At 67.9% G+C, this 25434-nt stretch carries 24 protein-coding genes and 2 pseudogenes; 13 read left to right on the top strand and 13 right to left on the bottom strand.

The features are described from left to right. Positions 1-28: 28 nt before the first annotated feature. Positions 29-1456, top strand: a pseudogene (locus tag JCM7685_RS05990) (MFS transporter). Between the two features lie 41 nt (positions 1457-1497). On the opposite strand, the gene JCM7685_RS05985 reads toward JCM7685_RS05990, so the two are convergent. Continuing rightward, positions 1498-3093, bottom strand: coding sequence for a peptide chain release factor 3 (locus JCM7685_RS05985; protein WP_074966505.1), 1596 nt, complete (start codon positions 3091-3093; stop codon positions 1498-1500). Positions 3094-3125: 32 nt separating this feature from the next. Beyond that, positions 3126-3875: an NAD kinase gene (locus tag JCM7685_RS05980; protein ID WP_074966504.1), complete on the bottom strand. Its 750-nt coding sequence runs from the start codon at positions 3873-3875 to the stop codon at positions 3126-3128. Positions 3876-4018: 143 nt separating this feature from the next. Between JCM7685_RS05980 and glyA the strand changes: the two genes are divergently transcribed. Both glyA and JCM7685_RS05970 read left to right on the top strand, forming a co-directional pair. Further along, entirely contained in the window at positions 4019-5302 is a 1284-nt protein-coding gene (gene glyA / locus JCM7685_RS05975; protein WP_100526037.1) for a serine hydroxymethyltransferase, read from the top strand. Between the two features lie 1201 nt (positions 5303-6503). Next, on the top strand, positions 6504-6788 hold the full coding sequence (locus tag JCM7685_RS05970) for a hypothetical protein (protein ID WP_139218057.1): 285 nt from the start codon (positions 6504-6506) through the stop codon (positions 6786-6788). Between the two features lie 603 nt (positions 6789-7391). Here JCM7685_RS05970 and JCM7685_RS05965 read toward each other — a convergent pair. Both JCM7685_RS05965 and JCM7685_RS05960 read right to left on the bottom strand, forming a co-directional pair. After that, complete coding sequence (locus tag JCM7685_RS05965; RefSeq protein ID WP_074965976.1) at positions 7392-7748, bottom strand: cupin domain-containing protein; 357 nt, start codon at positions 7746-7748, stop codon at positions 7392-7394. Positions 7749-7910: 162 nt separating this feature from the next. Further along, positions 7911-8291 carry a hypothetical protein gene (locus tag JCM7685_RS05960; protein WP_074965975.1) on the bottom strand — a complete coding sequence of 127 codons (381 nt, stop codon included), beginning with the start codon at positions 8289-8291 and terminating at the stop codon, positions 7911-7913. Positions 8292-8362: 71 nt separating this feature from the next. On the opposite strand from JCM7685_RS05960, the gene JCM7685_RS05955 reads away from it, so the two are divergent. Continuing rightward, positions 8363-9127, top strand: a complete 765-nt coding sequence (locus JCM7685_RS05955; protein ID WP_074965998.1) for an alpha/beta fold hydrolase — start codon at positions 8363-8365, stop codon at positions 9125-9127. Between the two features lie 71 nt (positions 9128-9198). Here the strand turns inward: JCM7685_RS05955 and JCM7685_RS05950 are convergent, their stop codons facing one another. Beyond that, the gene (locus JCM7685_RS05950) at positions 9199-9504 is read right to left on the bottom strand and encodes a hypothetical protein (protein ID WP_074965974.1); all 306 of its coding nucleotides are present in this window, start codon (positions 9502-9504) and stop codon (positions 9199-9201) included. A gap of 105 nt (positions 9505-9609) precedes the next feature. Here JCM7685_RS05950 and JCM7685_RS05945 point away from each other — a divergent pair, with 105 nt between their 5' ends. Then, positions 9610-9753 carry an entericidin A/B family lipoprotein gene (locus tag JCM7685_RS05945; protein ID WP_074965973.1) on the top strand — a complete coding sequence of 48 codons (144 nt, stop codon included), beginning with the start codon at positions 9610-9612 and terminating at the stop codon, positions 9751-9753. 6 nt (positions 9754-9759) lie between these two features. On the opposite strand, the gene JCM7685_RS05940 is transcribed toward JCM7685_RS05945, so the two are convergent. Next, entirely contained in the window at positions 9760-10056 is a 297-nt protein-coding gene (locus tag JCM7685_RS05940; protein ID WP_408634321.1) for a TraR/DksA family transcriptional regulator, read from the bottom strand. A gap of 255 nt (positions 10057-10311) precedes the next feature. Between JCM7685_RS05940 and JCM7685_RS05935 the strand changes: the two genes are divergently transcribed. The 3 genes and pseudogenes from JCM7685_RS05935 to JCM7685_RS20700 all read left to right on the top strand — a co-directional run. Beyond that, entirely contained in the window at positions 10312-10500 is a 189-nt protein-coding gene (locus JCM7685_RS05935) for an entericidin A/B family lipoprotein (protein ID WP_100526112.1), read from the top strand. A 65-nt stretch (positions 10501-10565) separates the two neighbouring features. After that, positions 10566-10745, top strand: a complete 180-nt coding sequence (locus JCM7685_RS05930; protein ID WP_074965970.1) for a hypothetical protein — start codon at positions 10566-10568, stop codon at positions 10743-10745. Between the two features lie 19 nt (positions 10746-10764). Beyond that, positions 10765-11119 (top strand): annotated as a pseudogene (locus JCM7685_RS20700) (hypothetical protein); the annotation flags it as partial. Between the two features lie 97 nt (positions 11120-11216). Here the strand turns inward: JCM7685_RS20700 and lepA are convergent. Further along, positions 11217-13016, bottom strand: a complete 1800-nt coding sequence (lepA, locus tag JCM7685_RS05925; protein ID WP_074965969.1) for a translation elongation factor 4 — start codon at positions 13014-13016, stop codon at positions 11217-11219. A 42-nt stretch (positions 13017-13058) separates the two neighbouring features. Continuing rightward, positions 13059-13976, bottom strand: a complete 918-nt coding sequence (locus tag JCM7685_RS05920; protein WP_231964691.1) for a DMT family transporter — start codon at positions 13974-13976, stop codon at positions 13059-13061. A gap of 72 nt (positions 13977-14048) precedes the next feature. Here JCM7685_RS05920 and JCM7685_RS05915 point away from each other — a divergent pair, with 72 nt between their 5' ends. The 5 genes from JCM7685_RS05915 (at position 14049) to JCM7685_RS05895 (ending at position 17172) form a co-directional block, all read left to right on the top strand. Then, positions 14049-14234, top strand: a complete 186-nt coding sequence (locus JCM7685_RS05915; RefSeq protein WP_074965967.1) for a heavy-metal-associated domain-containing protein — start codon at positions 14049-14051, stop codon at positions 14232-14234. Between the two features lie 178 nt (positions 14235-14412). After that, positions 14413-14718 (top strand): hypothetical protein, encoded by a 306-nt coding sequence (locus tag JCM7685_RS05910; protein WP_074965966.1) that lies wholly within the window; start codon positions 14413-14415, stop codon positions 14716-14718. An 8-nt stretch (positions 14719-14726) separates the two neighbouring features. After that, positions 14727-15407 carry an NAD-dependent deacylase gene (locus tag JCM7685_RS05905; RefSeq protein WP_074965997.1) on the top strand — a complete coding sequence of 227 codons (681 nt, stop codon included), beginning with the start codon at positions 14727-14729 and terminating at the stop codon, positions 15405-15407. 163 nt (positions 15408-15570) lie between these two features. Beyond that, on the top strand, positions 15571-16731 hold the full coding sequence (locus tag JCM7685_RS05900) for an alpha-D-ribose 1-methylphosphonate 5-triphosphate diphosphatase (RefSeq protein WP_074965965.1): 1161 nt from the start codon (positions 15571-15573) through the stop codon (positions 16729-16731). Between the two features lie 102 nt (positions 16732-16833). Continuing rightward, positions 16834-17172: a carboxymuconolactone decarboxylase family protein gene (locus tag JCM7685_RS05895; RefSeq protein ID WP_074965964.1), complete on the top strand. Its 339-nt coding sequence runs from the start codon at positions 16834-16836 to the stop codon at positions 17170-17172. 16 nt (positions 17173-17188) lie between these two features. Here JCM7685_RS05895 and JCM7685_RS05890 read toward each other — a convergent pair whose 3' ends face one another. From JCM7685_RS05890 to glgC, 5 genes are read right to left on the bottom strand one after another with little or no spacing between them, the layout of a single operon-like run. Further along, positions 17189-18820 carry an alpha-D-glucose phosphate-specific phosphoglucomutase gene (locus JCM7685_RS05890; RefSeq protein WP_074965963.1) on the bottom strand — a complete coding sequence of 544 codons (1632 nt, stop codon included), beginning with the start codon at positions 18818-18820 and terminating at the stop codon, positions 17189-17191. Between the two features lie 10 nt (positions 18821-18830). Next, entirely contained in the window at positions 18831-20663 is a 1833-nt protein-coding gene (locus JCM7685_RS05885; protein WP_074965962.1) for a 4-alpha-glucanotransferase, read from the bottom strand. Then, positions 20656-22749 carry a glycogen debranching protein GlgX gene (gene glgX, locus JCM7685_RS05880; protein WP_074965961.1) on the bottom strand — a complete coding sequence of 698 codons (2094 nt, stop codon included), beginning with the start codon at positions 22747-22749 and terminating at the stop codon, positions 20656-20658. The genes JCM7685_RS05885 and glgX overlap by 8 nt, the downstream gene beginning before the upstream one ends. Then, on the bottom strand, positions 22749-24152 hold the full coding sequence (glgA, locus tag JCM7685_RS05875) for a glycogen synthase GlgA (protein WP_074965960.1): 1404 nt from the start codon (positions 24150-24152) through the stop codon (positions 22749-22751). The genes glgX and glgA overlap by 1 nt, the downstream gene beginning before the upstream one ends. After that, entirely contained in the window at positions 24149-25411 is a 1263-nt protein-coding gene (glgC, locus tag JCM7685_RS05870) for a glucose-1-phosphate adenylyltransferase (RefSeq protein ID WP_074965959.1), read from the bottom strand. Before glgC ends, glgA begins: the two co-directional genes overlap by 4 nt. Positions 25412-25434 lie beyond the last annotated feature (23 nt).

The raw sequence follows: 25434 nt of genomic DNA, 5'->3' as shown, positions 1-25434 counted from the left end.
CTGCCCCTCTTGCTGCGGTTGCGAAGGAATGCATCTATCCGCGCACCGGAGGCCCCACCCCGCAACAGGCTGTCCAGGCCGGGCATCTTCGGACGTGACGAGGAGACCCGGCCCGGCCGGGGTGGGACGAGAGGACCAAGGGGACAATATGACAAACCACGCGGAAGCGGCGGGCGCCCGGCTTGTAAGCCTGGACGAGGCGCCGCTGAAACCCATCCACATCATCGCCGTCGCCGCATCGCTGGGCGGTGCGGCCCTGGACGGCTACGTCCTGGGCATCGTCGGCCCGTCGCTGACGCTGGCCAGCCGCGAGCTGGCGCTCTCGGCACTGAGCCAGGGCCTGATCGCCGCCAGCGCGCTGATCGGCGTCTTCGTCGGCGGGATGTTCTTCGGCAATCTCGCCGACAAATACGGCCGCCGGCCGGTGTTTTCCTACAACCTGCTGGCCTTCCTGGTGCTGTCGCTGTTGCAGATGCTGGTGACCGAGGTCTGGCAGCTGGTGGCGCTGCGGCTGGCGCTGGGGCTCGCCATCGGGGTCGAATACGCGGTCGGCACCTCGGTCCTGGCCGAATTCTCGCGCCGCAAGGGCCGCGGCGTGCTGCTGGGCTGCTTCTCGCTGGGCTGGCAGGTGGGCTTCACCGCCGCCTTCGTCGTCGGCAGCCTTTACCACGGCACCGACTGGCGCTTCCTGCTGGCGACCAGCGCGGTGCCGGCGCTGATCACCTTCCTGTTGCGGCTGCGGCTGCCGGAAACCCCGATGTGGCTGAAGGCGCGCGGCCGCGACGCCGAGGCCCGGGCCGTCGTCACCAGGCATTTCGGCGCCGAATACGACATCCCGGACGTGGTGCTGGAGAAATCCCACGCCTCGCCGATCGAGCTGATCCAGTCGCCCAACTGGCGCCAGCACGTCTATTCCGGCCTGTTCTGGTTCTGCCAGGTGGGCCCGTTCTTCGCCATCTTCACCTTCGTCGGCCCGGTCTTCCAGATGCTGCAGATCCACGACGCCACCGTGGTCGACATCTGGCTGAACAGCCTGCAGATCCTGGGCGCGGTCTTCGGCCTGTTGCTGCTGCACTGGCTGACGCGGCGGCATTTCGTGATCTGGACATTCGCGGTCATGTTCGCGGTGCTGCTGGCCATCGGCCTGTTCCCGCAAGCCCCGGTCTGGGTCGTGGTGGCGCTGTTCGCGGTCTAAATGTTCGTGGCCCCGGCGGCGAACAACATCGAATACGTCTATCCGGCCGAGATCTTCGAGACCCGGCTGCGCTCGACCGGCGTCGGCTTCTCGGCGGCCTTCTCGCGCATCTCGGCGGCGACGGCGGTCTATCTGCTGCCGACCTCGCTCGAGATGTTCGGTGCCTCGAAGACCATGATCGTGATGGCGCTGTTCCCGCTGATCGGCCTGATCTTCTCGATCCTGTGGGCGCCCGAGACCAAGCGCAAGCAGCTGCGCTGAACGACGCCCGTGGCGGCGGGCCTTGCCGCCACGGGATTTTCTCAGACCATCATTTCCTTGGTCGCGGTCAGCTTCAGCTCGGGGTGATCGCGGCTTACCCGGTCGATGTCCCATTGCAGCCGGGTCAGATAGACCAGATCGCCGTCGTGATCCTGCGCCATGTGGCCCTTGTTCGACTGGGCAAAGGCTTCCACCTTGTCCTTGGGCCCCGAGACCCAGCGCGCGCTGGTGAACTGGCTGGATTCGAAGCGCACCGGCAGGCCGTATTCGATCTCGATCCGGCTCGCCAGCACCTCGAATTGCAGCGCGCCGACCACGCCGACGATGAAGCCCGAGCCGATCATCGGCTTGAACACCTTGGCGGCGCCCTCTTCCGCGAATTGCATCAGCGCCTTTTCCAGGTGCTTGGCCTTCATCGGATCGCCCGCCCGCACGGTCTGCAGCAGTTCCGGCGCGAAGCTGGGGATGCCGGTAAAGCGCAGCGCCTCGCCCTCGGTCAGCGCGTCGCCGATGCGCAGCTGGCCGTGGTTCGGGATGCCGATGATGTCGCCGGCCCAGGCCTCTTCGGCCAGTTCGCGGTCGGCGGCCAGGAACAGCACCGGGTTGCTGACCGCCATCGGCTTCTTCGTGCGGACATGGGTCAGCTTCATTCCGCGCTCGAAATGGCCCGAGGCCAGGCGCACGAAGGCCACCCGGTCGCGGTGCTTGGGGTCCATGTTCGCCTGCACCTTGAAGACGAAGCCGGTCACCGGCTTTTCCTCGGGCGCGATCTTGCGCTCGGCGGTGGGCTGGGGCTGCGGCTCGGGGCCGAACTTGCCGATGCCGTCCATCAATTCCTTGACCCCGAAGGAATTGATCGCCGAGCCGAACCAGATCGGCGTCATATGCCCTTCCAGGAAGCTTTTCGCGTCGAAACTTGGCAGCAACTCGCGCGCCATCTCCAGCTCTTCGCGCAGCTTTTCCAGCAGGTCGGCGGGGATGTGCTCGGCTAGCTTCGGATCGTCGAGGCCCGCGATCTGCACGGTCTCGGCCACGCGGTTGCGGTCGGCGCGGTCCATCAGCTCCAGCCGGTCGTTCAGGATGTCGTAGCAGCCCAGGAAGTCGCGGCCCGAGCCGATGGGCCAGCTTGCCGGCGCCACGTCGATGGCCAGGTTCTCCTGGATCTCGTCGATGATCTCGAAGGTGTCGCGCGCCTCGCGGTCCATCTTGTTGCAGAAGGTCAGGATCGGCAGGTCGCGCAACCGGCAGACCTCGAACAGCTTGCGGGTTTGGCTTTCCACGCCCTTGGCGCCGTCGATGACCATGATCGCCGCGTCCACGGCGGTCAGCGTGCGATAGGTGTCCTCGGAAAAGTCGCTGTGGCCGGGCGTGTCCACCAGGTTGAAGCGGTATTGCCCGAAGTCGAAGCTCATCGCCGAGGCCGAGACCGAGATGCCGCGGTCCTGCTCCATCTTGATGAAGTCCGAGCGCGTGCGCCGCGCCTCGCCCTTGGCGCGCACCTGCCCGGCCATCTGGATGGCGCCGCCGAACAGCAGGAACTTCTCGGTCAGGGTGGTCTTGCCGGCGTCGGGGTGCGCGATGATCGCGAAGGTCCGGCGGCGGGCGATTTCGGGCGGGAGGGCGGGACGGTTGCTCATGCCCGGCCCTTTATCGCGCGCGACGGGCGGCCTCAAACGAATTGTTCGCGGATCAGCCGTTCCTCCAGCCCGTGGCCGGGGTCGAAGAGCAGGCTGTGCCGGATCGAGTTCTCGGACCGGATCTCGACCCACAGCACCGAATCGACGCCGCGCGAATCGGCATCGGCCATCACCGGGCGCTTGTCGGGGTCGAGGATGTCGAAGCGCACCGTCGCATCCTTGGGCAGGATCGCGCCGCGCCAGCGCCGGGGCCGGAAGGCGGCGATCGCGGTCAGCGCCAGCACGTCCGAACCCAAGGGCAGGATCGGCCCGTTCGCCGAATAGTTGTAGGCAGTCGAACCGGCGGGGGTGGAAAGCAGCGCGCCGTCGCAGGCCAGCTCCTCCAGCCGGACGCGGCCGTTGACGCTGATGCGCAGCCGCGCCGCCTGCGGCCCGGCCCGCAGCAGGCTGACCTCGTTGATTGCCAGGGCGCAATGCTCGTGCCCGTCGGTGGTGCCGGCGGTCATTGCCAGCGGGTTAATCACCGTCTCCTCGGCGGCGGCGATGCGGGCGGGCAGGTCGTCCTCGGAATAGGCGTTCATCAGGAAGCCGACGGTGCCGCGGTTCATGCCATAGACCGGCAGGCCGCGATTCTGATGCATTACCGACAGCATCAGCCCGTCGCCCCCCAGCGCCACGATCACCTCGGCCTCGCGGATCGGCACATGGCCGTAGCGCGCGGACAGCGCCTCTGCGGCGGTCGCGGCGGCTTCGGTGCTGGAGGCGATGAAATGCAGCTTCATGCGGCCATCATGGCGCGGTGCCGGCCGGGCGCAAGGGCCTTTGACACATGGGATAATCTACCGCATCCGCGTCGCATCCGTCCTAGCCGCGCCCGGCAAAACCGGCTAGAAGGCAGGCAAGCCTTTCTTTGCATGAGGACCCCATGACCGACACCGGCTTTTTCACCGAGGCACTTGACAGCCGCGACCCCGATATTTTCGGTGCGATCCGGCAGGAGCTTGGCCGCCAGCGCGAGGAGATCGAGCTGATCGCGTCCGAGAACATCGTCTCGAAGGCGGTGCTCGAGGCGCAGGGCTCGGTCCTGACCAACAAATACGCCGAAGGCTACCCCGGCAAGCGCTACTACGGCGGCTGCCAGTATGTCGACATCGTCGAGGACCTGGCCATCGAGCGCGCCAAAGAGCTCTTCGACTGCGGCTTCGCCAACGTGCAGCCGAACTCGGGCAGCCAGATGAACCAGGCCGTGTTCCTGGCGCTTTTGCAGCCGGGCGACACCTTCATGGGGCTCGACCTCAATTCGGGCGGCCACCTGACCCACGGCTCGCCGGTCAACATGTCGGGCAAGTGGTTCAACGTCGTCAGCTACGGCGTGCGCCAGCAGGACCAGCTCCTGGACATGGAGGACGTCCGCAAGAAGGCGCATGAGCACAAGCCCAAGCTGATCGTCGCCGGCGGCACCGCCTATTCCCGGATCTGGGACTGGGCCGAGTTCCGCAAGATCGCCGACGAGGTCGGGGCCTATCTGATGGTCGACATGGCCCATATCGCGGGCCTGGTCGCCGGCGGCCAGCATCCCTCGCCGCTGCCGCATGCCCATGTCGTGACCACGACCACGCACAAATCCCTGCGCGGCCCGCGCGGCGGCATGGTGCTGACCAACGACGAGGCCATCGCCAAAAAGATCAACGCGGCGGTGTTCCCCGGCCTGCAGGGCGGCCCGTTGATGCATGTGATCGCGGCCAAGGCGGTGGCCTTCGGCGAGGCGCTGCGCCCGGGCTTCAAGGATTACGCCGCGCAGGTGGTGAAGAACGCCCAGGCCATGGCCGACGAGCTGATGAAGGGCGGCATCGACATCGTTTCGGGCGGCACCGACAACCACCTGTGCCTGGCGGACCTGCGTCCGAAGGGCGTGACCGGCAAGGCGACCGAGGCGGCGCTGGGTCGGGCGCACATCACCTGCAACAAGAACGGCGTGCCCTTCGACCCGGAAAAGCCCTTCGTGACCTCGGGCATCCGCCTGGGTGCGCCGGCGGGCACGACGCGGGGCTTCGGCGAGGCCGAGTTCCGCCAGATCGCGCGCTGGATCGTCGAGGTGGTCGACGGGCTGGCGGCGAACGGCGAGGACGGCAATGCCGCGGTCGAGGCCAAGGTGAACGCCGAGGTCGAGGCGCTCTGCGCCAAGTTCCCGCTCTACAGCGGCATGTGATCGCGCCTGCCCACGGCAGGACGCACCACAACGCCGGCCCCCAACGGGGCCGGCGTTGCGCGTCGGGGCCGGCCGCAGATTGCTTGCGGCTTGTTGCAGAGATGACGGCCCCGATGAGGGTCCACGACCTCCTGGCCGCCCGAGTGGGCCGACCGCGATCCCGCGGAAGTCCTATGTTTGCCGGATCGGCTCGATGGGAACATCCACGCCCCGCCAACCTTCAGACGTTGCGGACACCTTCCCTCATGCGCCTAACGTCACCCCAGTTGCTGGCCGGCTCCGCAAATATTCCATCAGCGGCGATGGCCGGAGTGACCAGGCTCCAGACATCGGTCGTCAAAGCCGGAAGATGACGGTTCTTGGCACTTTCATCGCGGCGGATTTCGGCATTGACCCGAGCCGCCGTTGATGGGGCGGCTGACTTTCGCTGCCGGTATCGCAATGTGCGGCATCCGGTGCGGCCATGCTGCCCCTGAGCGGCGCCATCCGTGAAGACGATTACCCCGGTCGGGTTGGATCTGTCCCGGAGGTGTTTCAGGTTCATATAGCCGATGCCCCCGGCGCGAGCATGATCCTGCGTCAGGTCCGTCGAGCCGAGGTGCTTTCGTTTTCTCGCACCTATCCCTCCTGATCGCATCGAAGCCTGCGTCGCAGCGTATTATTGGACACGTGAATTGATGACCTCGGTGACGGAGTTCCGCAGATGCCGCCGTGTCATGTCAAACCTTCGTTTGGCGACGCAAACCGGACAGAGACGAGGGCCTGCGATCCAGCCGCATAAGCCGATGGCCGATGCCTAGCCGATCTGCGCTGTCGTGATCCCGCCCTCCTGAGCGCCCTGGCGGACAAGGCCAAAGCACAGCAAGCGGTGCTGACGCAACATCCGCTACGGACGTTTCTGGTTCGCTAGCCGACCGGCTTGTCGACGCGATCCGCGGATTTGGCATCGTTGTGACCCTAGGGCGTTCAGCACAGGAATGCTGTCGTCACAGACCAAAGCGGGCGATTTGCCTACCCGCCGCTGGACCTGCTCGCTATCGCTTCGGGCCCCATGGGCGGCAATGCGCATCGATGCCATCGCCGCTGAGCCGCGTGTCGAGGCAAACAAGATTTCCCAAAAGGTTGCAAAAGATGTGGGGGATCCACCCTTTGCCCCTACCACCGCCGGGACTGATATGTCGGCCGCCGCTCGACGCCCGGCTTGACTGCCTGGCTGGGGTTCGACCCCGAAACCGCAATCCGGCGGGACAACAAGGGGATGGGCGCGATCTGGGAGATCGGCGATCGGCATTATCCGACGGGGTTCTATCTCGGTGTCAGGACCTCCATCCGCAGGCGCTCGGAACCGGGCGAGGAATGGCCGGCACGCGTGCAGACAAGGAAACTGCTCAAGGTCGCGGTCCTCGCATTGGCAAACCGTACGGCGCGACAGGTCTGGGCGAGCCTCAGAAACGGGTGCGGCTTGGCGTGCGGCGTCGGCAAATAGAATCCGAACGGAGCGGCGAGGACAATGTGAGATGATGGCATGCTGACGAACAAGAGACCGCTCGGACCGAGGATTGCAGGCCGATGATCGGGGCCGGAGCCTCGCGGACATTCATCAGGACGTATGGAGCGCAGTTCAGACGCCGGATGCACGCCCGCACCTGCGCCAAAAGATGCCCAAACAACTTGTTGCGCAGCCATCCATACATGGTTCAAACCCAATGGCGAGGCCGATCTTTTAGCTGGGCCGCACATGATCTCGATTCGAGCGCGGCGCTCGTAGCGCGGTCTGTCGTAGCGGGCCGTCTTGTCGCTCGATTTCCGGCCCAAGGGCCCAGGGGATGTATCCCCGTGTTGTTCAAAGAAGCCCCGACCCATTCGGCTCATAGCCGGATGAGCGATATGCCGTTGAAGCAAACCGTACAGCAGCACCGTCGCCCGGATCCATTCGCTCTCCTGTCCTGCGCTCCTGAAGAACCGCAGAGTCTCTGGCGCCGGTGAGACGTGCCGCCTATGTCCTTTCCCCATCTGCGCACCCGCTCACGCGCCGCCGCCGGATGAACGAGGGACCGCGCCACGCGGCGGCGGCCCCTCGCCGAAATCCTTACCGGACGCGGATGGCAAAGGCCTTGCGCACGGTTTCCTCGGTCTTCCAGATGCCGTCGAAACCGGCCTCGATGAAAAACACGTCGCCGGCGACGAAGGTGCGCGGCTCCTGGTCCTTGTCGATCAGCGTGGCCTTGCCCTCGAAGAACTGGATGAACTCATCCACCTCGTATTTGACCCGATAGCTGCCGGGGGTCGCCTCCCAATAGCCGGTCAGGAACTTGCCGTCCTCGGACTGGTGCTCGATCCAGGTCTTCATCGTGGGCGAGCCCTCGACCGGATGCCACCAATCCAGATCCTCGGTGATCGGCGCGACCGTAGGCGCCTTGTAATTGCCGAATTTCTTGATCGCCATTCCCGTTCCCCCATGCCGGTTTGCAAAAGACCGGCGCAGCCTAGCACGGGCTCAGCCTTCTCCAAAGGAAATATTTATTCCCGATAGGAACGACGCGCATAGAGCAGCCGCGGACGGGCGATCTGGAGCATTACGCCCCTTCTTGCCGCGCGTCAGCCAGTGCTAGGCCAGCCGGCGCCAAGCCACCACCCCGGCAGCAATCACCAGCGCCAGTAGTCCCAGCGCCACGCTGGCCGCCACGCGCGCGGCACCGTCCTGCCACCGGATGCGCCGGCCCAGCGGACCCAGATAGCCGGTCAACGCCCGATAGGCGCGCTCGAACTGGGGAAAATCCACTTGCCGTGCCAATTTGGGCTGCCCGGCGACCCGATCGGCCTCGGCGAGAAGGCGTGCGGCACGGCGCAGGCGGCGCGGCAACGCACCGCCGCGCCTGCGCAGCATGCTGTCCAGATCGGCCTGCTGGCCGCGCCTGACGCCGCCGAAGCGCGCCGCCATCAGGCTGGCGATCTCGTCGGCCTTCGGCCTTATGTCGTCGATGCCCATCGCCGCTTCCCTTTGCGCCCAGGCTAGCGCCTCTGGCGCGACTGCGCCAGAGGCGCTAGGGTCCGCGCATGATGTTGAACATGATCGAAACAGGGGTGGATTCGGACCGGCCGCCGGTATTGCTGGCACATGGACTGTTCGGATCAGGGCGCAATCTCGGCGGGCTTGCCCGCCGCCTGGGTGAAAGCCGGCGCGTGATCTCGGTCGACATGCGCAACCACGGCGACAGTTTCCACGACTCCGACCACGGCTATCCCGCCCTGGCAGCCGACCTGGCCGAGGTCATCGCGGCACGGGGCGGCACGGCGGACGTGCTTGGCCACTCCATGGGCGGCAAGGCGGCGATGGTGCTGGCCCTGACCCGGCCCGAGACCGTGCGCCGGCTGGTGGTCATGGACATCGCCCCCTTCGCCTATGACCACAGCCAAACCGAGCTGATCGATGCGATGCAAGCCGTCGACCTGTCCGGGCTGCACCTGCGCTCCGAGGCCGATGCCCGTCTGGCCGAACAGGTCGCCGATCCGGGTGTCCGCGCCTTTCTGCTGCAATCGCTGGATCTCAAAGCCCAGCCGGCACGCTGGAAGCTGAACCTGGCCGCGTTGCGCGATCAGATGCCCTTGATCACAGGCTGGCCCGAGATGCCGAAGGCGGTCTTTCCCGGTCCCGCCCTTTTCCTTGCCGGAGCGGATTCCGATTACTGCGGTCCGGCGCAGCTGCGGGCGATCCGGGAATATTTTCCCGAGGCCCAGATCCGCATCGTCGAAGGCGCCGCGCATTGGCTGCATGCCGACCGGCCGGTCGAGGTGGCCGAGGCAGTGGCCCGCTTCCTGGATTGACCCGACGCAAAGGCCCTCGGTGGCAGGCCGCAGCGGATAGTCACCGGGACAGCCGCAAGGAAGGCCCCCTGTCATCCCGGGTCGCAGCGCAGCGAAACCCGCGCCTCGCCGGTATCGCCGGGAATGCGGCTGCGCAGGCTGTTGCGGATCACTGCGCAACCCGTCGTCCGTTCGACCGCCGTCACCATCAGTTCCGGCACCGGTGCGCGCTGGCGTCGGGTCAGGTAGCCCAGGCGGATCACCTCGGCTTCCTCCGATTTCTGGAAAACGGCAAAGCGGATGCCGTCCAGCGTGATGTCATGGCGCGTCGCCCCCAGGAATTGCGGGGCCGGCGAGGCGCAGGCGGAAAGCAGCAGGAAAAGCAGAATCATACGCATGCTTTCATCCTGACCCCCAAAGGTTAAGGAAGTCTCAACGGCCGCCCGGAACCCACAGCGGCCGGAAGCGTTGAGCGAAAGGCATCCTCACCCAGGAGTTTGAATATGCGTCCGTTTTTCCAAGTTGCACCGCTTCTGGCGCTGCTGGCCCTGGCTGCTTGCCAGACAGTGCAGGGCGCCGGGCGCGACATGCAGAGCGCAGGACAAGCCATCAGCCGCGAAAGCCAAAAGGCCCAGGCGGACATGTAGGGCGGCCTAGCCGCGCCCGGCGCAATCGGCGCAGAGAGGCGTGTCCGGCAGCAGGTCCAGACGGGCATCAGCGATGCGCTCGCCACAGCGGGTGCACCAGCCGTAGTCGCCATCAGCGATCCGGCGCAACGCGGCGTCGATGCGTTTCAACTCGGCCTGTTCGGCATTGCCGAGGGCCTGAAGGACTTCGTCATCCTGTTGCTCGATGGCGGCATCGTCCCAGTCCTTGGGCAACGGATCGTCCAACGCATCTTCGATCTGCTCCAGATGGGCCAGGATGGCATTGCGGCGCGCCGTCAGCATGGCCGCTCGAGTTGTCAGATCCATGGGAAAGCTCCTGTTGCTCTTTGCAGCCTACGCCGCGGCGGCGCGCCCGCCATGACATACGTCAATTTCCCGGGGGCCTGGTTTCGGCTGGGTTCCGCCCGCGGAGAGCGCCGCGCGGGAGGAATTCCGCCGATCCGTTCCGGGAAGGCGCTGCTCGCGCTTCCGTGTGGTGGAGGCGCAAGGCAGCGGCTTTAGAGTCCCGCTCCACGAGCAGAAAAGAAAGGGACAATGATGAACAGGTTTATTGCTGTCGGCACGCTTCTGGCAGCGACGGCCGTCTCGGCCTGCGAGACGATGCAGGGCGCCGGGCGCGACATGCAGACCGCCGGGCAACTTCTGACGCAGCAGGCCGCCGAGAGCCAGACCCAGGTCGGCAGCTACGCGCCACCCGGGCCTGCGGTGACCCCCATGCCGTATTGAGAGAGGAACTCCGGACCTGCGACGGGGATTAAACCGTGAGCCCTGTTGCAAAAGGACCAAGACCCATGAAGAACCCCTGGATGAGCGCCTGGCTGTCCGTGGCCAATGGCCTTATCGCCCCGGCGCGCGGCCAGATCATGGCCGAGATGCAGAAGAGCCAGCGCCAGATGATGCTGGATTGGCAAAGGCTATGGATGGAGAGCTGCTTGGCGCTGTGGTTTCCCGGCGGGCGATGGAAGCGCTGATTGCATGGCCGGGCGAAGCGAGGTCGCCTTCTCGCTAGCCGAGCGGGTCCCTCTGGTCGCTGAGGCAAACTCTCGAATGGCGCGGTAAGTCCTTGCCGGTCAGGCTCGACACAGGCTTGATGATCTGGGCTGAAAGGCAAGGCATCGCTCTGACCCACATTCAGCCAGGCCCGTCGTCGGGGAACAGTCCGCTGTACTGTTTGCTGCCCCCTACCCAGCAGAACGCTTATGGCGAGCGCGCCAGCCGGACGGTCCGTCATGAGGGACTGGACCATCCTTGAAACCTGCGACGAGGTGCAGCAGATCAATACCGGATGGCCATGGACTGACAGCAACGAACGCCGACCATAGGCGCCGGCGGAATTGCACCAGCTGAAAATGGCCGCGTAAGCTCTGCAGTCGAACCCCGTCAAAACGCGGGGGTCAGCTTTGGGCCGGCAACAAAGCATCTTTTGCTGCAGGGTTTTTCACTCATCCATCCATTTTCAGCGCCTGGATAAACGCCGTCTGCGGGATCTCGACCTTGCCGAACTGGCGCATCTTCTTCTTGCCGGCCTTCTGCTTCTCCAAGAGCTTCTTCTTGCGCGTCGCGTCGCCGCCGTAGCATTTCGCGGTGACGTCCTTGCGCATCGCCGACAGCGTCTCGCGCGCGATCACGCGCGAGCCGATGGCCGCCTGGATCGGGATCTTGAACATGTGGCGCGGGATCAGCTCTTTCAGCTTTTCGACCATCACCCGGCCGCGCGATTCCGCCCGGTCGCGGTGGACCATGATCGACAGCGCGTCCACCGGCTCGTCGTTCACCAAGATCGACATCTTGACCAGGAAGTCCTCGCGGTATTCCGAGAGCTGGTAGTCGAAGCTGGCATAGCCCTTGGTCACCGATTTCAGCCGGTCGTAGAAGTCGAACACCACCTCGGCCAGCGGCAGGTCATAGACCACCATGGCGCGGCTGCCGGCATAGGTCAGGTCCATCTGGATGCCGCGGCGGTCCTGGCACAGCTTCAGCACGTCACCCAGGTATTCGTCGGGCACCATGATCGTGGCCTTGATGCGCGGCTCCTCGATATGGTCGACATAGGTCAGGTCGGGCATGTCGGCGGGGTTGTGCAGGTCGCGCACCTCGCCGTCCTTCATGTGCAGCTTGAACACCACCGAGGGCGCGGTGGTGATCAGGTCCAGGTCGTATTCGCGCTCCAGCCGGTCGCGGATCACCTCCAGGTGCAGCAGGCCCAGGAAGCCGCAGCGAAAGCCGAAGCCCAAGGCTGCGGACGTCTCCATCTCGTAGGAGAAGCTCGCGTCGTTCAGCGCCAGCTTCTCGATAGCGTCGCGCAGGGCCTCGAAGTCGTTGGCGTCGACCGGGAAGAGGCCGCAGAACACCACCGGCTGGGCGGGCTTGAAGCCCGGCAGCGGCGTGTCGGTGCCCTTGCGTTCGTGGGTGATGGTATCGCCGACACGGGTGTCGCGGACCTGCTTGATCGAGGCGGTCAGGACGCCGATCTCGCCCGGGCCCAGCTCGGCGATGTCCTGCATCTGCGGGCGCAGCACGGCAAGCTTGTCGATACCGTAGACCGCGTTGGTCTGCATCATGCGGATGCGGTCGCCCTTCTTGATGACCCCGTCCATGACGCGGATCATCACCACCACGCCCAGATAGGCGTCGTACCAGCTGTCGACCAGCATCGCCTTCAGCGGCGCGTTGCGGTCGCCCTTGGGGGCGGGCAGGCGGGTGACGATGGCCTCCAGCACGTCGGGAATGCCAAGCCCGGTCTTGGCCGAGATCGGGATCGCGTCCGAGGCGTCGATGCCGATGACTTCCTCGATGTTCTCCTTGACCCGCTCGGGCTCCGCGGCCGGCAGGTCGATCTTGTTCAGCACCGGCACGATCTCGTGCCCGGCGTCGATGGCCTGGTAGACGTTGGCCAGCGTCTGCGCCTCGACCCCCTGCGAGGCATCGACGACCAGAAGCGAGCCCTCGACCGCCCGCATCGAGCGGCTGACCTCATAGGCGAAATCGACGTGGCCGGGGGTGTCGATCAGGTTCAGCACGTAATGCCTGCCGTCCCTGGCCGGATATTCGATCCGCACCGTGTTGGCCTTGATGGTGATGCCCCGCTCGCGCTCGATGTCCATGCTGTCGAGCAGCTGGGCCTTCATGTCGCGTTCGGCCACTGTCCCCGTCATCTGGATCAGGCGGTCGGCCAGGGTGGATTTGCCGTGGTCGATATGGGCCACGATCGAGAAATTGCGGATGAGGTCAAGGTCGGTCATGGCCGGGCTATACAGGGGCTTTGGCGTTGCGGAAAGGGGGTTTCAAGGGGTCAGGAATCCGGCCTCGCGCAGCATGCGCCGGCGCAGCCGCGCCTCGCGCAGCATCATGTAGCAGCCCGAGCCGACGATGATCGCCGCGCCGGTCAGGGTCAGCGCATCCGGCCGCTCGTCGAAGACGATGAAGGCCAGGATCAGCGCAAAGACCAGCCGGGTATAGCGATAGGGCGCCAGGGCCGAGGCCTCGCCCAGCCGGGTCGCCGCGACCAGCAGCGCATAGCCGCCGACGCCGAAACCCATGCAGATGCCGAAGATCAGCCATTGCCGCGCCGTCGGCATGACGAATTCGTGCCCCAGCACCGGCGCCATCAACAGGCCCGAGACGAAGACCGCGAAAAAGGCCGAGGCCGCCAGCTGGTCGGACCGGATATGCGGCGGGATGCGCCGCGTGGCAAGATCGCGCGCGGCCAGTCCCAGCACCGCCAGCAGCGCCATCAGAGACACCGGCCGGAACCCCTCCAGCCCGGGCCGGATCACCAGCAGCACGCCCAGAAAGCCGACGATGATCGCGCTCCAGCGCCGCCAGCCGACCGGCTCGCGCAGGAAAAGCGCCGCGCCCATCAGGATCATCAGGGGCAGCGCCTGCTGGATCGCCGAGGTCGAGGACAGGTCGGTCAGCGCCAGCGCCATGAAGAAGCCGACCGAGCCCACCGCCTCGCCCAGGCTGCGCAGCAGCACGATGGGCCGCACCAGTTCGCGGGTCCACAGCCGGCCGCCCTTGAGCTTCAGCAGCAGCACGAAGCACAGCGTGCCCAGCAGCCCGACGACGGCCAGCACCTCGGTATAGGGCATCTCGCCCGACAGAAGCTTGATGAACACGTCCTCGAACGCGAACAGCACCATCGACAGGACCATCAGGATCGCGCCACGGAAATTTTCGGTGACCATTAGCCGCAGCCTCATGTCGGGGAATTGCGCCTGCCGCGCGTTGCGGCGATCATAGTCCGGTTGCAGAACGGGCGAAAGGACGGGCCGATGAAATTCCACGTCGAGGACATGAGCTGCGGCCATTGCACCGCCGCCATCGAAAAGGCCGTGGCCGAGGCCGGCGGCCGGGCCGCCGCCGATCTCGCCACCCGCGAGGTCGCGGTCGAGGGCCTGGACGCCGACCGCGCGGCGCAGGTGATTCGCGACGCCGGCTATACGCCGCGCCCGGTCTGAGCGGCCGCGACCCCGCCGGCAGCGCATATCTTGCGGCTGCCGGGGGCTTTCGCCGCGATCCGTGGTCACGGCCCCGCGATTGAGCCGTGTGCCGCCTTCTGCTAGACTTCCGGGACAAAACTGCGGCCGCAAGAGGGGTGGAACCCCCATCGCCGTGGCAGGAGCCGAGGAGACAGACATGATCAACCGACTGATGATCGCCGCCGCCGCGGTGGTCCTGACCGCGCCGCTCGCCGTTGCCGGTCCCATCGATTCCGCCTGCATGCGCTCGGATCGCGCAGCCGGCAACCGCCAGGCCTGCGGCTGCATCCAGCAGGTCGCCGACCAGACCCTGTCGCGCGCCGACCAGCGCCGCGCCGCCCGCTTCTTCCGCGATGCGGACGAGGCGCAGAAGGTGCGCATGTCGAAAAGCGACGCCGACAACGCCTTCTGGTCCCGCTACAAGACCTTCGCCTCGGCGGCCGAGGCCTATTGCGCGCGCTGAGCCCCGCCATGCGCATCGCGGTGCTGACCGGGGCCGGCATCTCGGCAGAAAGCGGGATCAGGACGTTCCGCGCGACCGACGGGCTGTGGGAGGAGCACCGCATCGAGGACGTGGCGACGCCCGAGGGCTTTCTCCGCGACCCGGGACTGGTGCATCGCTTCTACAACATGCGCCGGGCCGACGCGGCCCGCGCCCAGCCCAATGCCGCGCATCGGGCGCTGGCGGAACTGGCCCGGCACCACCAGGTGACGCTGATCACCCAGAACGTGGACGACCTGCACGAACGCGGCGGCTCGCCCGAGGTGGTCCACATGCACGGCAGCCTGCTGGGCGCGCTTTGCGCCGGCTGCGGCCATCGCTGGCCGGCCTCGCTGGTGATGCGCGCGGCCGACCCCTGCCCCGCCTGCGGCCGGCCGCAAACCCGGCCCGACATCGTCTGGTTCGGCGAGATCCCCTATCACATGGAACGGATCTGGGAGGCGGTCGAGCGCGCCCAGGTCTTTGCCGCCATCGGCACCTCGGGCCAGGTTTATCCCGCGGCCGGCCTGGCCCAGCACGCCCGCCGCGCCGGGGCCGAGACGATCGAGCTGAACCTCGCCGCATCCGCCGTCGCCGGCGACTTCGCGCGGCGCCAGACCGGCCCGGCGACCCGCGTGGTGCCGGAATGGGTGGCCGGGCTGTGCCGCTGAATCTCATGCCGCGCTTTTTCCGTTGCCGAAATACCCCGGGGGAACGCCGGCCCCCGGGCCGGCGTGGGGGCAGAGCCCCCGGCGACCGCGCCGGGCAGCCAGCGCCGCCGCCGCCGAATCGTCCCGCCCGTCCGATGACCGAACGCCCGCGCCAAGGCCCGCCATGACCCGCACCATCCTCGCCAATGCCCGCCTGATCCTGCCCGAAGCGGTGATCCCCGGTGCCGTGGTGATCGAGAACGGCATCATCGCCGCCGTCCAGCCGGGCGAGACGCTGCCGGCGCCCGGCCCCGGGGACGCGGTGCTGCTGGACATGGCCGGCGATTTCCTCGCCCCTGGCCTGGTCGAACTGCATACCGACAACCTGGAACGCCACATGCGACCGCGCCCCGGGGTCAACTGGCCCCATGCCGGCGCCATCCTGGCGCATGACGCCGAACTGGCGGGCTGCGGCATCACCACCGTCTTCGACGCCATGCGCGTGGGCTCGATCCCGAATGACGGCCCGGACGACGACTATGACAAATACGCCCGCGAACTGGCGCATGAGTTGGCCGCCATCCGCGACCGCGGCGTGCTGCGCATCAGCCATTTCCTGCACCTGCGCGCCGAGATCTGCTCCGAGACCCTGCTGGCCGAACTGGACGAGTTCGGCCCCGAGGACCGGGTCGGCATCATCAGCCTGATGGATCACACCCCGGGCCAGCGCCAGTTCCGCGACATCGCCAAGCTCGCGCAATACGTCCAGGGCAAGTATAAGCTTTCGGACGCGGAATTCGCCGATCACGTCGCCCGGCTGAAGGAATTGCGCGCCCGCTTCGGCGACCGGCACGAGGCCGCGGCGGTCCAGATCGCGCATCGCCTGGGCGCGGTGCTGGCCAGCCATGACGACACCACCGCCGAACATGTCGCGGTCTCGGCCGGGCACGGCGTGCGGCTGGCCGAATTCCCGACCACGCCGGAAGCGGCGGCCGCCTGCCACGATCACGGCATCATGGTGATGATGGGGGCGCCGAACCTGATCCGCGGCGGCAGCCATTCCGGCAATGTCTCGGCCGCCGAGTTGGCACGGGCCGGGCTACTGGACATCCTCAGTTCGGATTACGTGCCCTCGGCGCTGCTGGCCGGGGCGATGATGCTGGCCGCGATCTGGGACGACCTGCCGCGCGCCATGGCGACGGTGACGGCCAATCCGGCGCGGGCGGCGGGGCTCGACGACCGCGGCCGGCTGGAGCCGGGGTTGCGCGCCGACGTGATCCGTTTCGCGGCGATGGAGCAGACGCCGGTCCTGCGCGAGACCTGGGTGCGCGGCCGGCGGGTCTGACTTCCCTCTTATCTTCGTAAATTCGCATATATCTTGACCTGGATCAAGCCGCGTCGCCTGCGGCCGGGCTAGCACCGGCTTGCCGGAAAAGGAGGGCAAGCCATGGGCTACAAGGCCAAGATCGACGGGATGCGGGGCGAGCTGCGGGTGATGAACAAGGCCATCCCCGAGGTGATGAAAGGATTCGGCGCGCTGTCGAAGGCCGTCGACGCCGGCCCCGCGCTGCAGGCGAAGACCAAAGAGATGATCGCGCTCGGCATGGCCGTCGTGCAGCGCTGCGAACCCTGCATCCTGCTGCACGTCGAGGCGCTGAGGCGGGCCGGCGCCACGCGCGAGGAACTGGCCGAAGTGCTGGCCATGGCGATCCAGATGAGCGGGGGCCCAGGCATGATGTATGCCGGCCACGCGCTGGCCTGCTGGGACGAGCTGGCGGCGGGCTGACCCCGCCGCCGCCCCTTCAGGTGACGACGTCGGGCTGGGTGCGGCCCGTGCGGGTGCGGATGCCGGCGATCTCGTCGGCGGCGGCGATGATCGCGGCCAGCGCCTGCTGCGGCTCGTCCTGCATCCGGGCGGGATCGGTCTCGACCCGTTCCAGATAGACGCGCAGGGTGGCGCCCTCGGTGCCGGTGCCCGAAAGCCGCAGCACGATGCGCCCGCCGCCCTCGGTCATGATGCGCAGGCCCTGGGCCTCGGTGCGCGAACCGTCCACCGGGTCGTCATAGGCGAATTCGTCCGCCACCTCGACGCGCAGCCCGGCGACGGTCCGGCCCGACAATTCGGCCAGGCCTTCGCGCAGCGCCTGCATCAACTCGGCGGCGGCGGCGGCGTCCACCGCCTCGTAATCGTGGCGCGAATAATAGTTGCGGCCGTATGTCGCCCAATGGTCGGCCATGACCTCGGCCACCGATTGCCGGCGCTCGGCCAGCAGGTTCAGCCAGAACAGCACCGCCCACAGCCCGTCCTTCTCCCGCACATGGTCCGAGCCGGTGCCGGCGCTTTCCTCGCCGCAAAGCGTGGCGCGGCCGGCATCCAGCAGGTTGCCGAAGAACTTCCAGCCGGTCGGCGTCTCGTAGCAGGCGATGCCCAGGGCCTCTGCCACCCGGTCCAGCGCGCGCGAGGTCGGCATCGACCGCGCCACGCCCTTCAGCCCGCCCGCATAGGCCGGGATCAGCGTCGCATTCGCCGCCAGCACCGCCAGGCTGTCCGAGGGGGTGACATAGCAGTTCCGGCCCACGATCATGTTACGGTCGCCGTCGCCATCGGAAGCCGCGCCGAAGTCGGGCGCATCGGGCCCGAACATCGCCGCCATCAGGTCCTTGGCCCAGATCGGGTTCGGGTCGGGATGGCCGCCGCCGAAATCGGGACTGGGCTCGGCATTCACCACCGAACCGGCGGGGGCGCCCAGCTCGCCCTCCAGGATCGCCTTGGCATAGGGGCCGGTCACGGCATGCATGGCGTCGAAGCGGATGCGGAAGCCGCCGGCCAGCAGCGCCCGGATCTTGTCGAAGTCGAAGATCGCGCGCATCAGTTCGGCGTAATCGGCGACCGGATCCACGACCTCGACCTGCATTCCGCCCAGCGTCCGGGTGCCGGGGGTGGACAGGTCCACGTCCTGCGCGTCGACGATGCGGTATTCGGTCAGGGTCTTGGTGGCCTCGAAGATCTTCTCGGTCACGCTTTCGGGGGCCGGGCCGCCATTGCCGGTGTTGTACTTGACGCCGAAATCCTCGGTCGGGCCGCCGGGGTTGTGGCTTGCGGACATGATGATGCCGCCGTCCGCCCTGCGCTTGCGGATCAGGTTCGAGGCGGCGGGGGTCGACAGCAGCGCGTTCTGCCCGACGATGACCTTCTTCGCGCCCGAGGCCGCGGCCATGCGCAGGATCACCTGCGCGGCGCGGTCGCCGAAATAGCGGCCGTCTCCGCCCAGCACATAGGTCTTGCCCTCGGCGCCGCCGGTGCCGTTCCAGATCGCCTGCACGAAGTTTTCCAGGTAATGCGGCTGCATGAAGACCGGGGTCTTCTTGCGCAGGCCCGAGGTGCCGGGCTTCTGGCCCTCGATCGGCTGGGTCGGAACGGTGTGAACGGTCATGGAGCTCTCCCTAGCGTTCGTTGTCGCGCATGATGCTGGCAGTTCGCGCCACGCTGGGCAAGGCGGCGAAATCCGCCGCCGCCACCGGCAGGCGCTGCTGCCAGTTCGGATATTCGGTCACGGTGCCAGGCAGGTTCGGCTGCGCCTCGATGTCCAGCAGCACCTCGGCCTGAACCGCGACCAGCCGCGCGGGGGCCCGCGCCAGGAAGGCGTGCAGCCCGTCCATGCCTGGGGCGGGCAACATCTCGTCCAGCGCCGCGACCTCCTGCGCCCGCTCGGCCAGCTGCGGCCCGGGATCGCCGCCCGACAGCGCCGCGCGGGCGGCGATGTCGGCGCCTTGCCGCCAGCCGCGCCAGGTCGGCAGGTCGTGGGTCGAGAAGCTGGCGACGGCGCCGCGGTCATAGGCCTCGGCCGGGCGGAAGCGGGGCGGATGCCAGCCCTCGCGCTCGAACATCGCCACGCGGCAGCCGAGGATGCCCGAGGCGGCCAGGGCATCGCGCAGCCCGTCGGGGATATTGCCCAGGTCCTCGCCGACGATGGCGGCGCCGGCGCGGGCGACCTCGATCCGGGCCACGGCCAGCATGGCGTCGCGCGGCATGGCGACATAGGCGCCGGGCGCGGCGTCGGGGACCCAATAGGCGCGCTCGAAGCCGAGGATGTGGTCGATGCGCAGCAGGCCGGCGAATTGCAGCTGCCGGCGCAGGGTCTGGGCCAGCGGCGCATAGGCCTGCGCGCGCAGACCCAGCGGGCTGAAGGGCGCAAGGCCCCAGTTCTGGCCCTCGGGCGCGAAGGCGTCGGGCGGCGCGCCCAGCGAAGCGCCGAAGGCGAAGCTGGCGCGGTCCTCCCAGGTCTCGGCGCCGAAGGGATGGGTGCCGACGGCCAGGTCCAGATAAAGCCCCTGCGCCATGCCGCCGCCCCGCGCCGCCTGTCCCGCCGCCGCCAGCGCCCGCTCGGCCCGCCATTGCAGCCAGGCGTGAAAGCGCATCTCGGCCGCGAGATCGTGGCGAGCGGCAAGCGCCGCAGGGGTGTCGGGCGTGGCCAGCGTCGCCGGCCAATCGCCCCAGAACGCGCCGTGCAGGCCCGAAAGCGCCTGGTGCAAGGCGAAGCGTTGCAGGCTTTCGCCCTCGCCCGCCTGCCAGTCCTCGAAGGCGGGGTCGCCGGGGAAGGCGTCGTATTCGGCCCGCAGCAGGGCCATGCGGGCGGGGATGTCGCGGGCGTAATCGACCAGCGGACCGGGCGTCCCCCGCCCGGCCGCGACATGGATCACGTTCAGGCGCCGGCGATGCGAGGGGGTATAGGGGCTGAACAGCCCCGGCACGGACGGAAAGCCGGCATGGATCGGGTTGATGCCCAGAAAGCCAGCGCCCTGCCCGGCCATGCCCCGCGCCAGCGCCGCGAGGTCGTCGTAGCTGCCGATCCCGCTGGCCGAGAGGCCGTAGAGCGGCGCGATCAGCCCCCAGGAGCGCGCAGGCTCGGGCAGGCGCGGCGGCGCCGAAAGCAGCGTGTAGTCGCGCCCGTCGGCATGCAGCCGGTGGATGCCCAGCGGCAGCTCGGGCAAGGGGCCGGCGCCTTCGGCCTGCGTCCCGTCCTCATGGGTCAGCTGCCATGCCGCGGGCGAAAGATCGGGGCGACCGCCGGCCGCGCAGATCAGGTCCTGCGGCAGCAGATCGGCATGGGCGTCCAGCGCCGCCTGCGCCTCGGGTTCCGAGGGCACGGCCAGGCCCATGGCCGCGAGCAACGCCTCGGCGCTATCGACCGAGGTCGCGCGCCATTGCCCGGAAAGGTCGTGGAAGCCGGGCAGCACGCCCATACGTTCGGCCAGGCGCAGACGGGCGTCAGTCAAGCGCGCGCTCCAGATCGAAGGCCAGCACGGATTGCCCGTCGATGCGCAGCCGCGCATCCTCGACCAGCTGCGGCTCCAGCTCGGGGCGGCTGCTGTCCAGATGCAGCCGCCAGCGCCAGCCCTCGGGGGGCTCGGGCAGGACCAGATCCAGGGGGGCGCCATTGTTCAGGACCAGAAAGATCGCCTCCTCGCGCTGCGCGTAATCGGGGGTGCCGGCGGCGATGCGCAATTCGGCGCAGAGCACGCGCAGATCGGGCTCGGCCCAGTCGGCGGGGGTCATCTCCTGCCCGTCCGGGCGCAGCCAGAACAGGTCGGGCAACCCGTCCGCCGGCCGGGTGCGCGAATGCAGGAAACGCTTCTGGCGCAAGATCGGATGGGCGCGGCGGAAGGCGATCAGCCGGCGGGTGAAGTCCAGGAAGCCCTGGTCCGCCGCGTCCCAGTCCACCCAGCCGATGGCATTGTCCTGGCAATAGGCGTTGTTGTTGCCCTGCTGGCTGTTGCCCAGCTCGTCCCCGGCCAGCAGCATCGGCGTGCCCTGCGACAACAGCAGCGTCGCCAGCAGGTTGCGCCGCCGCCGGGCGCGGGCCTCGATGATGGCGGGATCGTCGGTCGGCCCCTCGGCGCCCATGTTGTCCGAGAAATTCTCGGAATGGCCGTCGCGGTTCTCTTCGCCGTTCGCCTGGTTGTGCTTGGCGTCGTAGCTGACCACGTCCATCAGCGTGAAGCCGTCATGCGCGGTCAGGAAATTGATCGACGAGGTCGCCGGCCGCCCGGAATGGTCGAACTGGATCGCCGACCCGGCCATGCGGTCGGCCAGTTCCGGCACCTGATGCGCGTCGCCGCGCCAGAAGCGGCGGATGCCGTCGCGATACTTGTCGTTCCATTCCAGGAAGGGCGGCGGGAAGCCGCCCAGCTGATAGCCGCCCGGCCCGATGTCCCAGGGCTCGGCGATCAGCTTGACCCGCGTCAGCACCGGATCCTGGCGGATGGCGTCGAAGAACGAGGCGCTGCGGTCGAAGCCGCCCCGCGCCCGCCGGCCCAGCGTCGCGCAAAGGTCGAAGCGGAAGCCGTCCACATGCATGACCTCGACCCAATAGCGCAGGCTGTCCATGACCATGCGCAGCACCATCGGGTGGTTCACGTTCAGCGTGTTGCCGGTGCCGGTGTCGTTGATGTAATAGCGCGGGTCCTCCTGCAGCCGGTAATAGCTGCGGTTGTCGAGGCCGCGGAAGCTCAGCGTCGGGCCAAGCTCGCTGCCCTCGCAGGTGTGGTTGTAGACCACATCCATGATGACCTCGATCCCCGCCGCATGCATCCGCGCGACCATGTGCTGGAACTCGGCGATCTGGCCGTGGGACAGGTAGCGCGGGTCGGGGGCGAAGAAGCCCAGGGTCTGATAGCCCCAATAGTTGACCAGCCCCTTCTCGACCAGGAAACGGTCGTTCAGGAAGGCCTGCGCCGGCAGCAGCTCCAGCGCGGTGATGCCCAGCGATTGCAGGTGGTCCAGCACCGGGTCCGAGGCCAGCCCCAGGAAGGTGCCGGGGTTCGGCACGTCCGGGTGCAACTGGGTCAGGCCCTTGACATGGGCCTCGTAGATCACGGTCTCGGCGATGTCGCGGTGCGGCGGGCGGTCGGGGCCCCAGGCGAAGGACGGATCCTCGACCACGCAGCGCGGCATGTATTTCGCGCTGTCGCGGCGGTCGAAGCTGAGGTCGGCCTCCGCCGCGCCGACGGTGTAGCCCATCAGCGCATCGTGCCAGACCGGGTGCCGGGTCAGCCGCTTGGCATAGGGGTCGAGCAGTAGCTTGTTGTAGTTGAAGCGGTGGCCCTCGGCCGGCGCATAGGGGCCGTCGGCGCGCAGCCCGTAAAGCTGGCCGGGGCGCAACCCGGGGACATAGCCGTGCCAGACGTCGCCGTCGCGCTCGGGCAGGTCCAGCCGATGCGTCTCGGTCTTGCCGTCGGCCGAGAACAGGCACAGCGTCAGCCGGCGGGCGTGCTGCGAGAAGACGGCGAAATTCACCCCGTCGCCGTCGAAGGTGGCGCCCAGCGGATCGGCGCGGCCGGCAAGGATACGCAGCTGCGGCATCAGGCGGTCATCGCCCTGAAGAGATCGGCATAGGCCCCGGCCGAGGCGTCCCAGCCCACCGGCTGCGCCATGGCGTTGCGGGCCATGCGGTCCCAGACCGCCGGCTGGCGCCACAACGCGCAAAGCCGCGACAGCGCGCGCGACAGCGCCTGCACCGTCACCGGGTGGAACTGCACCCCGGTCGCGACCCCGGCGGCCAGCGCGGCGGCCGAGGCGTTGACGACGGTATCGGCCAGCCCGCCGGTCAGCGCCACCAGCGGCAGCGTACCGAAGCGCAGCCCATAGAGCTGGGTCAGCCCGCAGGGCTCGAAGCGCGAAGGCACCAGGATGGCGTCGCCGCCGGCGATCATGCGCCGGGCCAGCGCCTCGTCATAGCCCAGCCGCAGCCCGACGCCGGGATGGCGCGCGGCGGCGTCGCGGAAAGCGATCTCCAGCCCCGCATCGCCCGAGCCCAGCACGGCCAGCTGCCCGCCGCCGTCCAGCAGCACCGGCAGCGCCTCGATCAGCAGGTCCAGCCCCTTCTGCCCGGTCAGGCGCGAGACCACGACGCAAAGCGGGCCGTCGGACTCGGGCAGGCCGAACTCGGTCCGCAGCGCCTTGCGCAGCGGCGCCTTGCCGGCGGGGGTCTGATAAGGCGGCGTCCAGGCGTCCAGGTCGATGCCGTTCAGGATGCCGGTGAAATCGGCCGAGCGCGCGGCCAGCACCCCCTCCATCCCCATGCCGAATTCAGGGGTCAGCAGTTCCTCGGCATAGGTCGGGCTGACGGTCGAGACCTTGTCGGCAAAGACGATCCCAGCCTTCAACGCCGAGATCTTGCCCCAGTATTCAAAGCCCTGCGGGTTGAAAAGCTGCGCCGGCAGACCCAGCGCGCCCAGCAGATGCGCGGGCGCGATGCCCTGGAAGGCGATGTTGTGGATGGTCAGCAGGCAGCGCACGTCCTGCACGCCCAGCTGGCGCAGATAGACCGGCGCCAGCCCCGCCTGCCAATCGTGCAGGTGCAGCGCCCGGGGGCGCCAACCGTCCACCCCTTCGGCGCCGATCAGGGCGGCGGCCTTGCACAGGGCCGCGAAGCGCTGGGGGTTGTCGGGCCAGTCCTTGCCGTCCGGCGCCAGGTAGAGCCCGCCGTCCCGGGCATAAAGATGCGGCGCGTCGAGGATATAGAGCACCGTCCCGCCCAGGCTGCCGCGCAGGATGCGGGCCGGGCCGCCGAACAGGTCGGGGATCTGACGCACCGGATCGGCATCGGCCTGCGCCGCCAGCACCGCCGGATAGCCCGGCAGCAGGGTCCGCATCTCGACCCCCTGCCCGGCCAGCGCCGCCGGCAGCGCGCCCGCCACGTCGGCCAGCCCGCCGGTCTTGACCAGCGGCACGCATTCCGAGGTGACGGACAGAACCCTTGTCATTTGGACGCTTCCCTTCGGTCCAGCATGTCTTGCGTGATCAGCGTGACGCCGCCTTCGGTGACGCGAAACCATTTCGCGTCCTCCTCGGGGTCCTCGCCGACGACGAGCCCTTCGGGGATTCTGACGCCGCGGTCAATGACCACATTGGTCAAACGCGCGTGCCTTGCGACATTGACATAGGGCAGCGCCACCGCGCCCTCCAGGCTGGCATAGGAATTGGTGTGGACCTGGGTGAACAGCAGCGACTGCCGGATCTCGGTCCCCGAGATGATGCAGCCGCCCGAGACCAGAGAGCTGACGGCGGTGCCGCGGCGGTCGGGTTCGTCATGGATGAACTTCGCCGGCGGCACCGATTCGGAATAGGTCCAGATCGGCCAGTCGCGGTCCCAGAGGTTCAGCTCCGGGTTGAAGTCGGTCAGGTCGATATTGGCGCGCCAGAAGGCGTCGACGGTGCCGACGTCGCGCCAATAGACCGGCTCGTCCTCGCCGCGCACGCAGCTGTCGGAAAAGCGATGCGCCTGCGCCTTGCCGTCCCGCACGATGGCCGGGATCAGGTCGTTGCCGAAATCGTGGCTGGAATTGCTGTCCTGCATGTCGCGGATCAGCAGGTCGCGCAGGAAGTCCCAGCGGAACACATAGATGCCCATCGAGGCCAGCGTGACCTCGGGATCGTCGGGCGTCCCGGGCGGGTCCTTGGGCTTTTCCAGGAAGCTGGTGATGACGTCGCTGCCGTCCACCGCCATGACGCCAAAGGCCGAGGCCTCGGCCCGCGGCACGGTCAGGCAGCCCACGGTGACGTCGGCGCCGGCCTCGACATGGTGGCGGATCATCAGCTCGTAATCCATCTTGTAGATGTGATCGCCGGCCAGGATCAGGACGTATTCGATGCCGTAGCTGTCGATGATGTCGATGTTCTGCGCCACCGCATCCGCCGTGCCGCGATACCACATCGATTCGTCGTAGCGCTGCGAGGCGGGCAGGATGTCGATGAACTCGTTCCGCTCGGCGCGGAAGAAGTTCCAGCCGCGCTGGACATGGCGGATCAGCGAATGCGCCTTGTATTGCGTGGCCAGCGCCATCCTGCGGATGCCCGAGTTCAGCGCGTTCGACAGCGCGAAATCGATGATCCGCGACTTGCCGCCGAAATAGACGGCCGGCTTCACCCGCCGGTCGGTCAGCTCGCGCAGCCGCGAGCCGCGCCCGCCGGCCAGCACGAAAGCCACCGTTTTCCTGGAAAGCCTTTCCTCGCGCGGTGCCATATTGAACCCTCCCTTTGTGCCCG

This window comes from Paracoccus aminovorans, assembly GCF_900005615.1.
In the GTDB taxonomy this organism is placed as follows: Bacteria; Pseudomonadota; Alphaproteobacteria; order Rhodobacterales; family Rhodobacteraceae; genus Paracoccus; species Paracoccus aminovorans.
Note: the sequence above shows the minus strand (reverse complement) of the source record. Positions and strands in the feature narration are given on the sequence as shown.

Coding starts and splice junctions, on each gene's coding strand:
- JCM7685_RS05935 (WP_100526112.1), top strand. CDS start 10,312: ATGAACAGGTTTATTGCTGTCGGCACGCTTCTGGCAGCGACGGCCGTC.
- lepA (WP_074965969.1), bottom strand. CDS start 13,016: ATGACCGACCTTGACCTCATCCGCAATTTCTCGATCGTGGCCCATATC.
- JCM7685_RS05955 (WP_074965998.1), top strand. CDS start 8,363: ATGTTGAACATGATCGAAACAGGGGTGGATTCGGACCGGCCGCCGGTA.
- JCM7685_RS05960 (WP_074965975.1), bottom strand. CDS start 8,291: ATGGGCATCGACGACATAAGGCCGAAGGCCGACGAGATCGCCAGCCTG.
- JCM7685_RS05945 (WP_074965973.1), top strand. CDS start 9,610: ATGCGTCCGTTTTTCCAAGTTGCACCGCTTCTGGCGCTGCTGGCCCTG.
- JCM7685_RS05900 (WP_074965965.1), top strand. CDS start 15,571: ATGACCCGCACCATCCTCGCCAATGCCCGCCTGATCCTGCCCGAAGCG.
- JCM7685_RS05910 (WP_074965966.1), top strand. CDS start 14,413: ATGATCAACCGACTGATGATCGCCGCCGCCGCGGTGGTCCTGACCGCG.
- JCM7685_RS05920 (WP_231964691.1), bottom strand. CDS start 13,976: ATGAGGCTGCGGCTAATGGTCACCGAAAATTTCCGTGGCGCGATCCTG.
- JCM7685_RS05980 (WP_074966504.1), bottom strand. CDS start 3,875: ATGAAGCTGCATTTCATCGCCTCCAGCACCGAAGCCGCCGCGACCGCC.
- JCM7685_RS05985 (WP_074966505.1), bottom strand. CDS start 3,093: ATGAGCAACCGTCCCGCCCTCCCGCCCGAAATCGCCCGCCGCCGGACC.
- glgX (WP_074965961.1), bottom strand. CDS start 22,749: ATGCCGCAGCTGCGTATCCTTGCCGGCCGCGCCGATCCGCTGGGCGCC.
- glgC (WP_074965959.1), bottom strand. CDS start 25,411: ATGGCACCGCGCGAGGAAAGGCTTTCCAGGAAAACGGTGGCTTTCGTG.
- glyA (WP_100526037.1), top strand. CDS start 4,019: ATGACCGACACCGGCTTTTTCACCGAGGCACTTGACAGCCGCGACCCC.
- JCM7685_RS05915 (WP_074965967.1), top strand. CDS start 14,049: ATGAAATTCCACGTCGAGGACATGAGCTGCGGCCATTGCACCGCCGCC.
- JCM7685_RS05895 (WP_074965964.1), top strand. CDS start 16,834: ATGGGCTACAAGGCCAAGATCGACGGGATGCGGGGCGAGCTGCGGGTG.
- JCM7685_RS05965 (WP_074965976.1), bottom strand. CDS start 7,748: ATGGCGATCAAGAAATTCGGCAATTACAAGGCGCCTACGGTCGCGCCG.
- JCM7685_RS05890 (WP_074965963.1), bottom strand. CDS start 18,820: ATGACCGTTCACACCGTTCCGACCCAGCCGATCGAGGGCCAGAAGCCC.
- JCM7685_RS05905 (WP_074965997.1), top strand. CDS start 14,727: ATGCGCATCGCGGTGCTGACCGGGGCCGGCATCTCGGCAGAAAGCGGG.
- JCM7685_RS05930 (WP_074965970.1), top strand. CDS start 10,566: ATGAAGAACCCCTGGATGAGCGCCTGGCTGTCCGTGGCCAATGGCCTT.
- glgA (WP_074965960.1), bottom strand. CDS start 24,152: ATGACAAGGGTTCTGTCCGTCACCTCGGAATGCGTGCCGCTGGTCAAG.
- JCM7685_RS05940 (WP_408634321.1), bottom strand. CDS start 10,056: ATGCTGACGGCGCGCCGCAATGCCATCCTGGCCCATCTGGAGCAGATC.
- JCM7685_RS05950 (WP_074965974.1), bottom strand. CDS start 9,504: ATGCGTATGATTCTGCTTTTCCTGCTGCTTTCCGCCTGCGCCTCGCCG.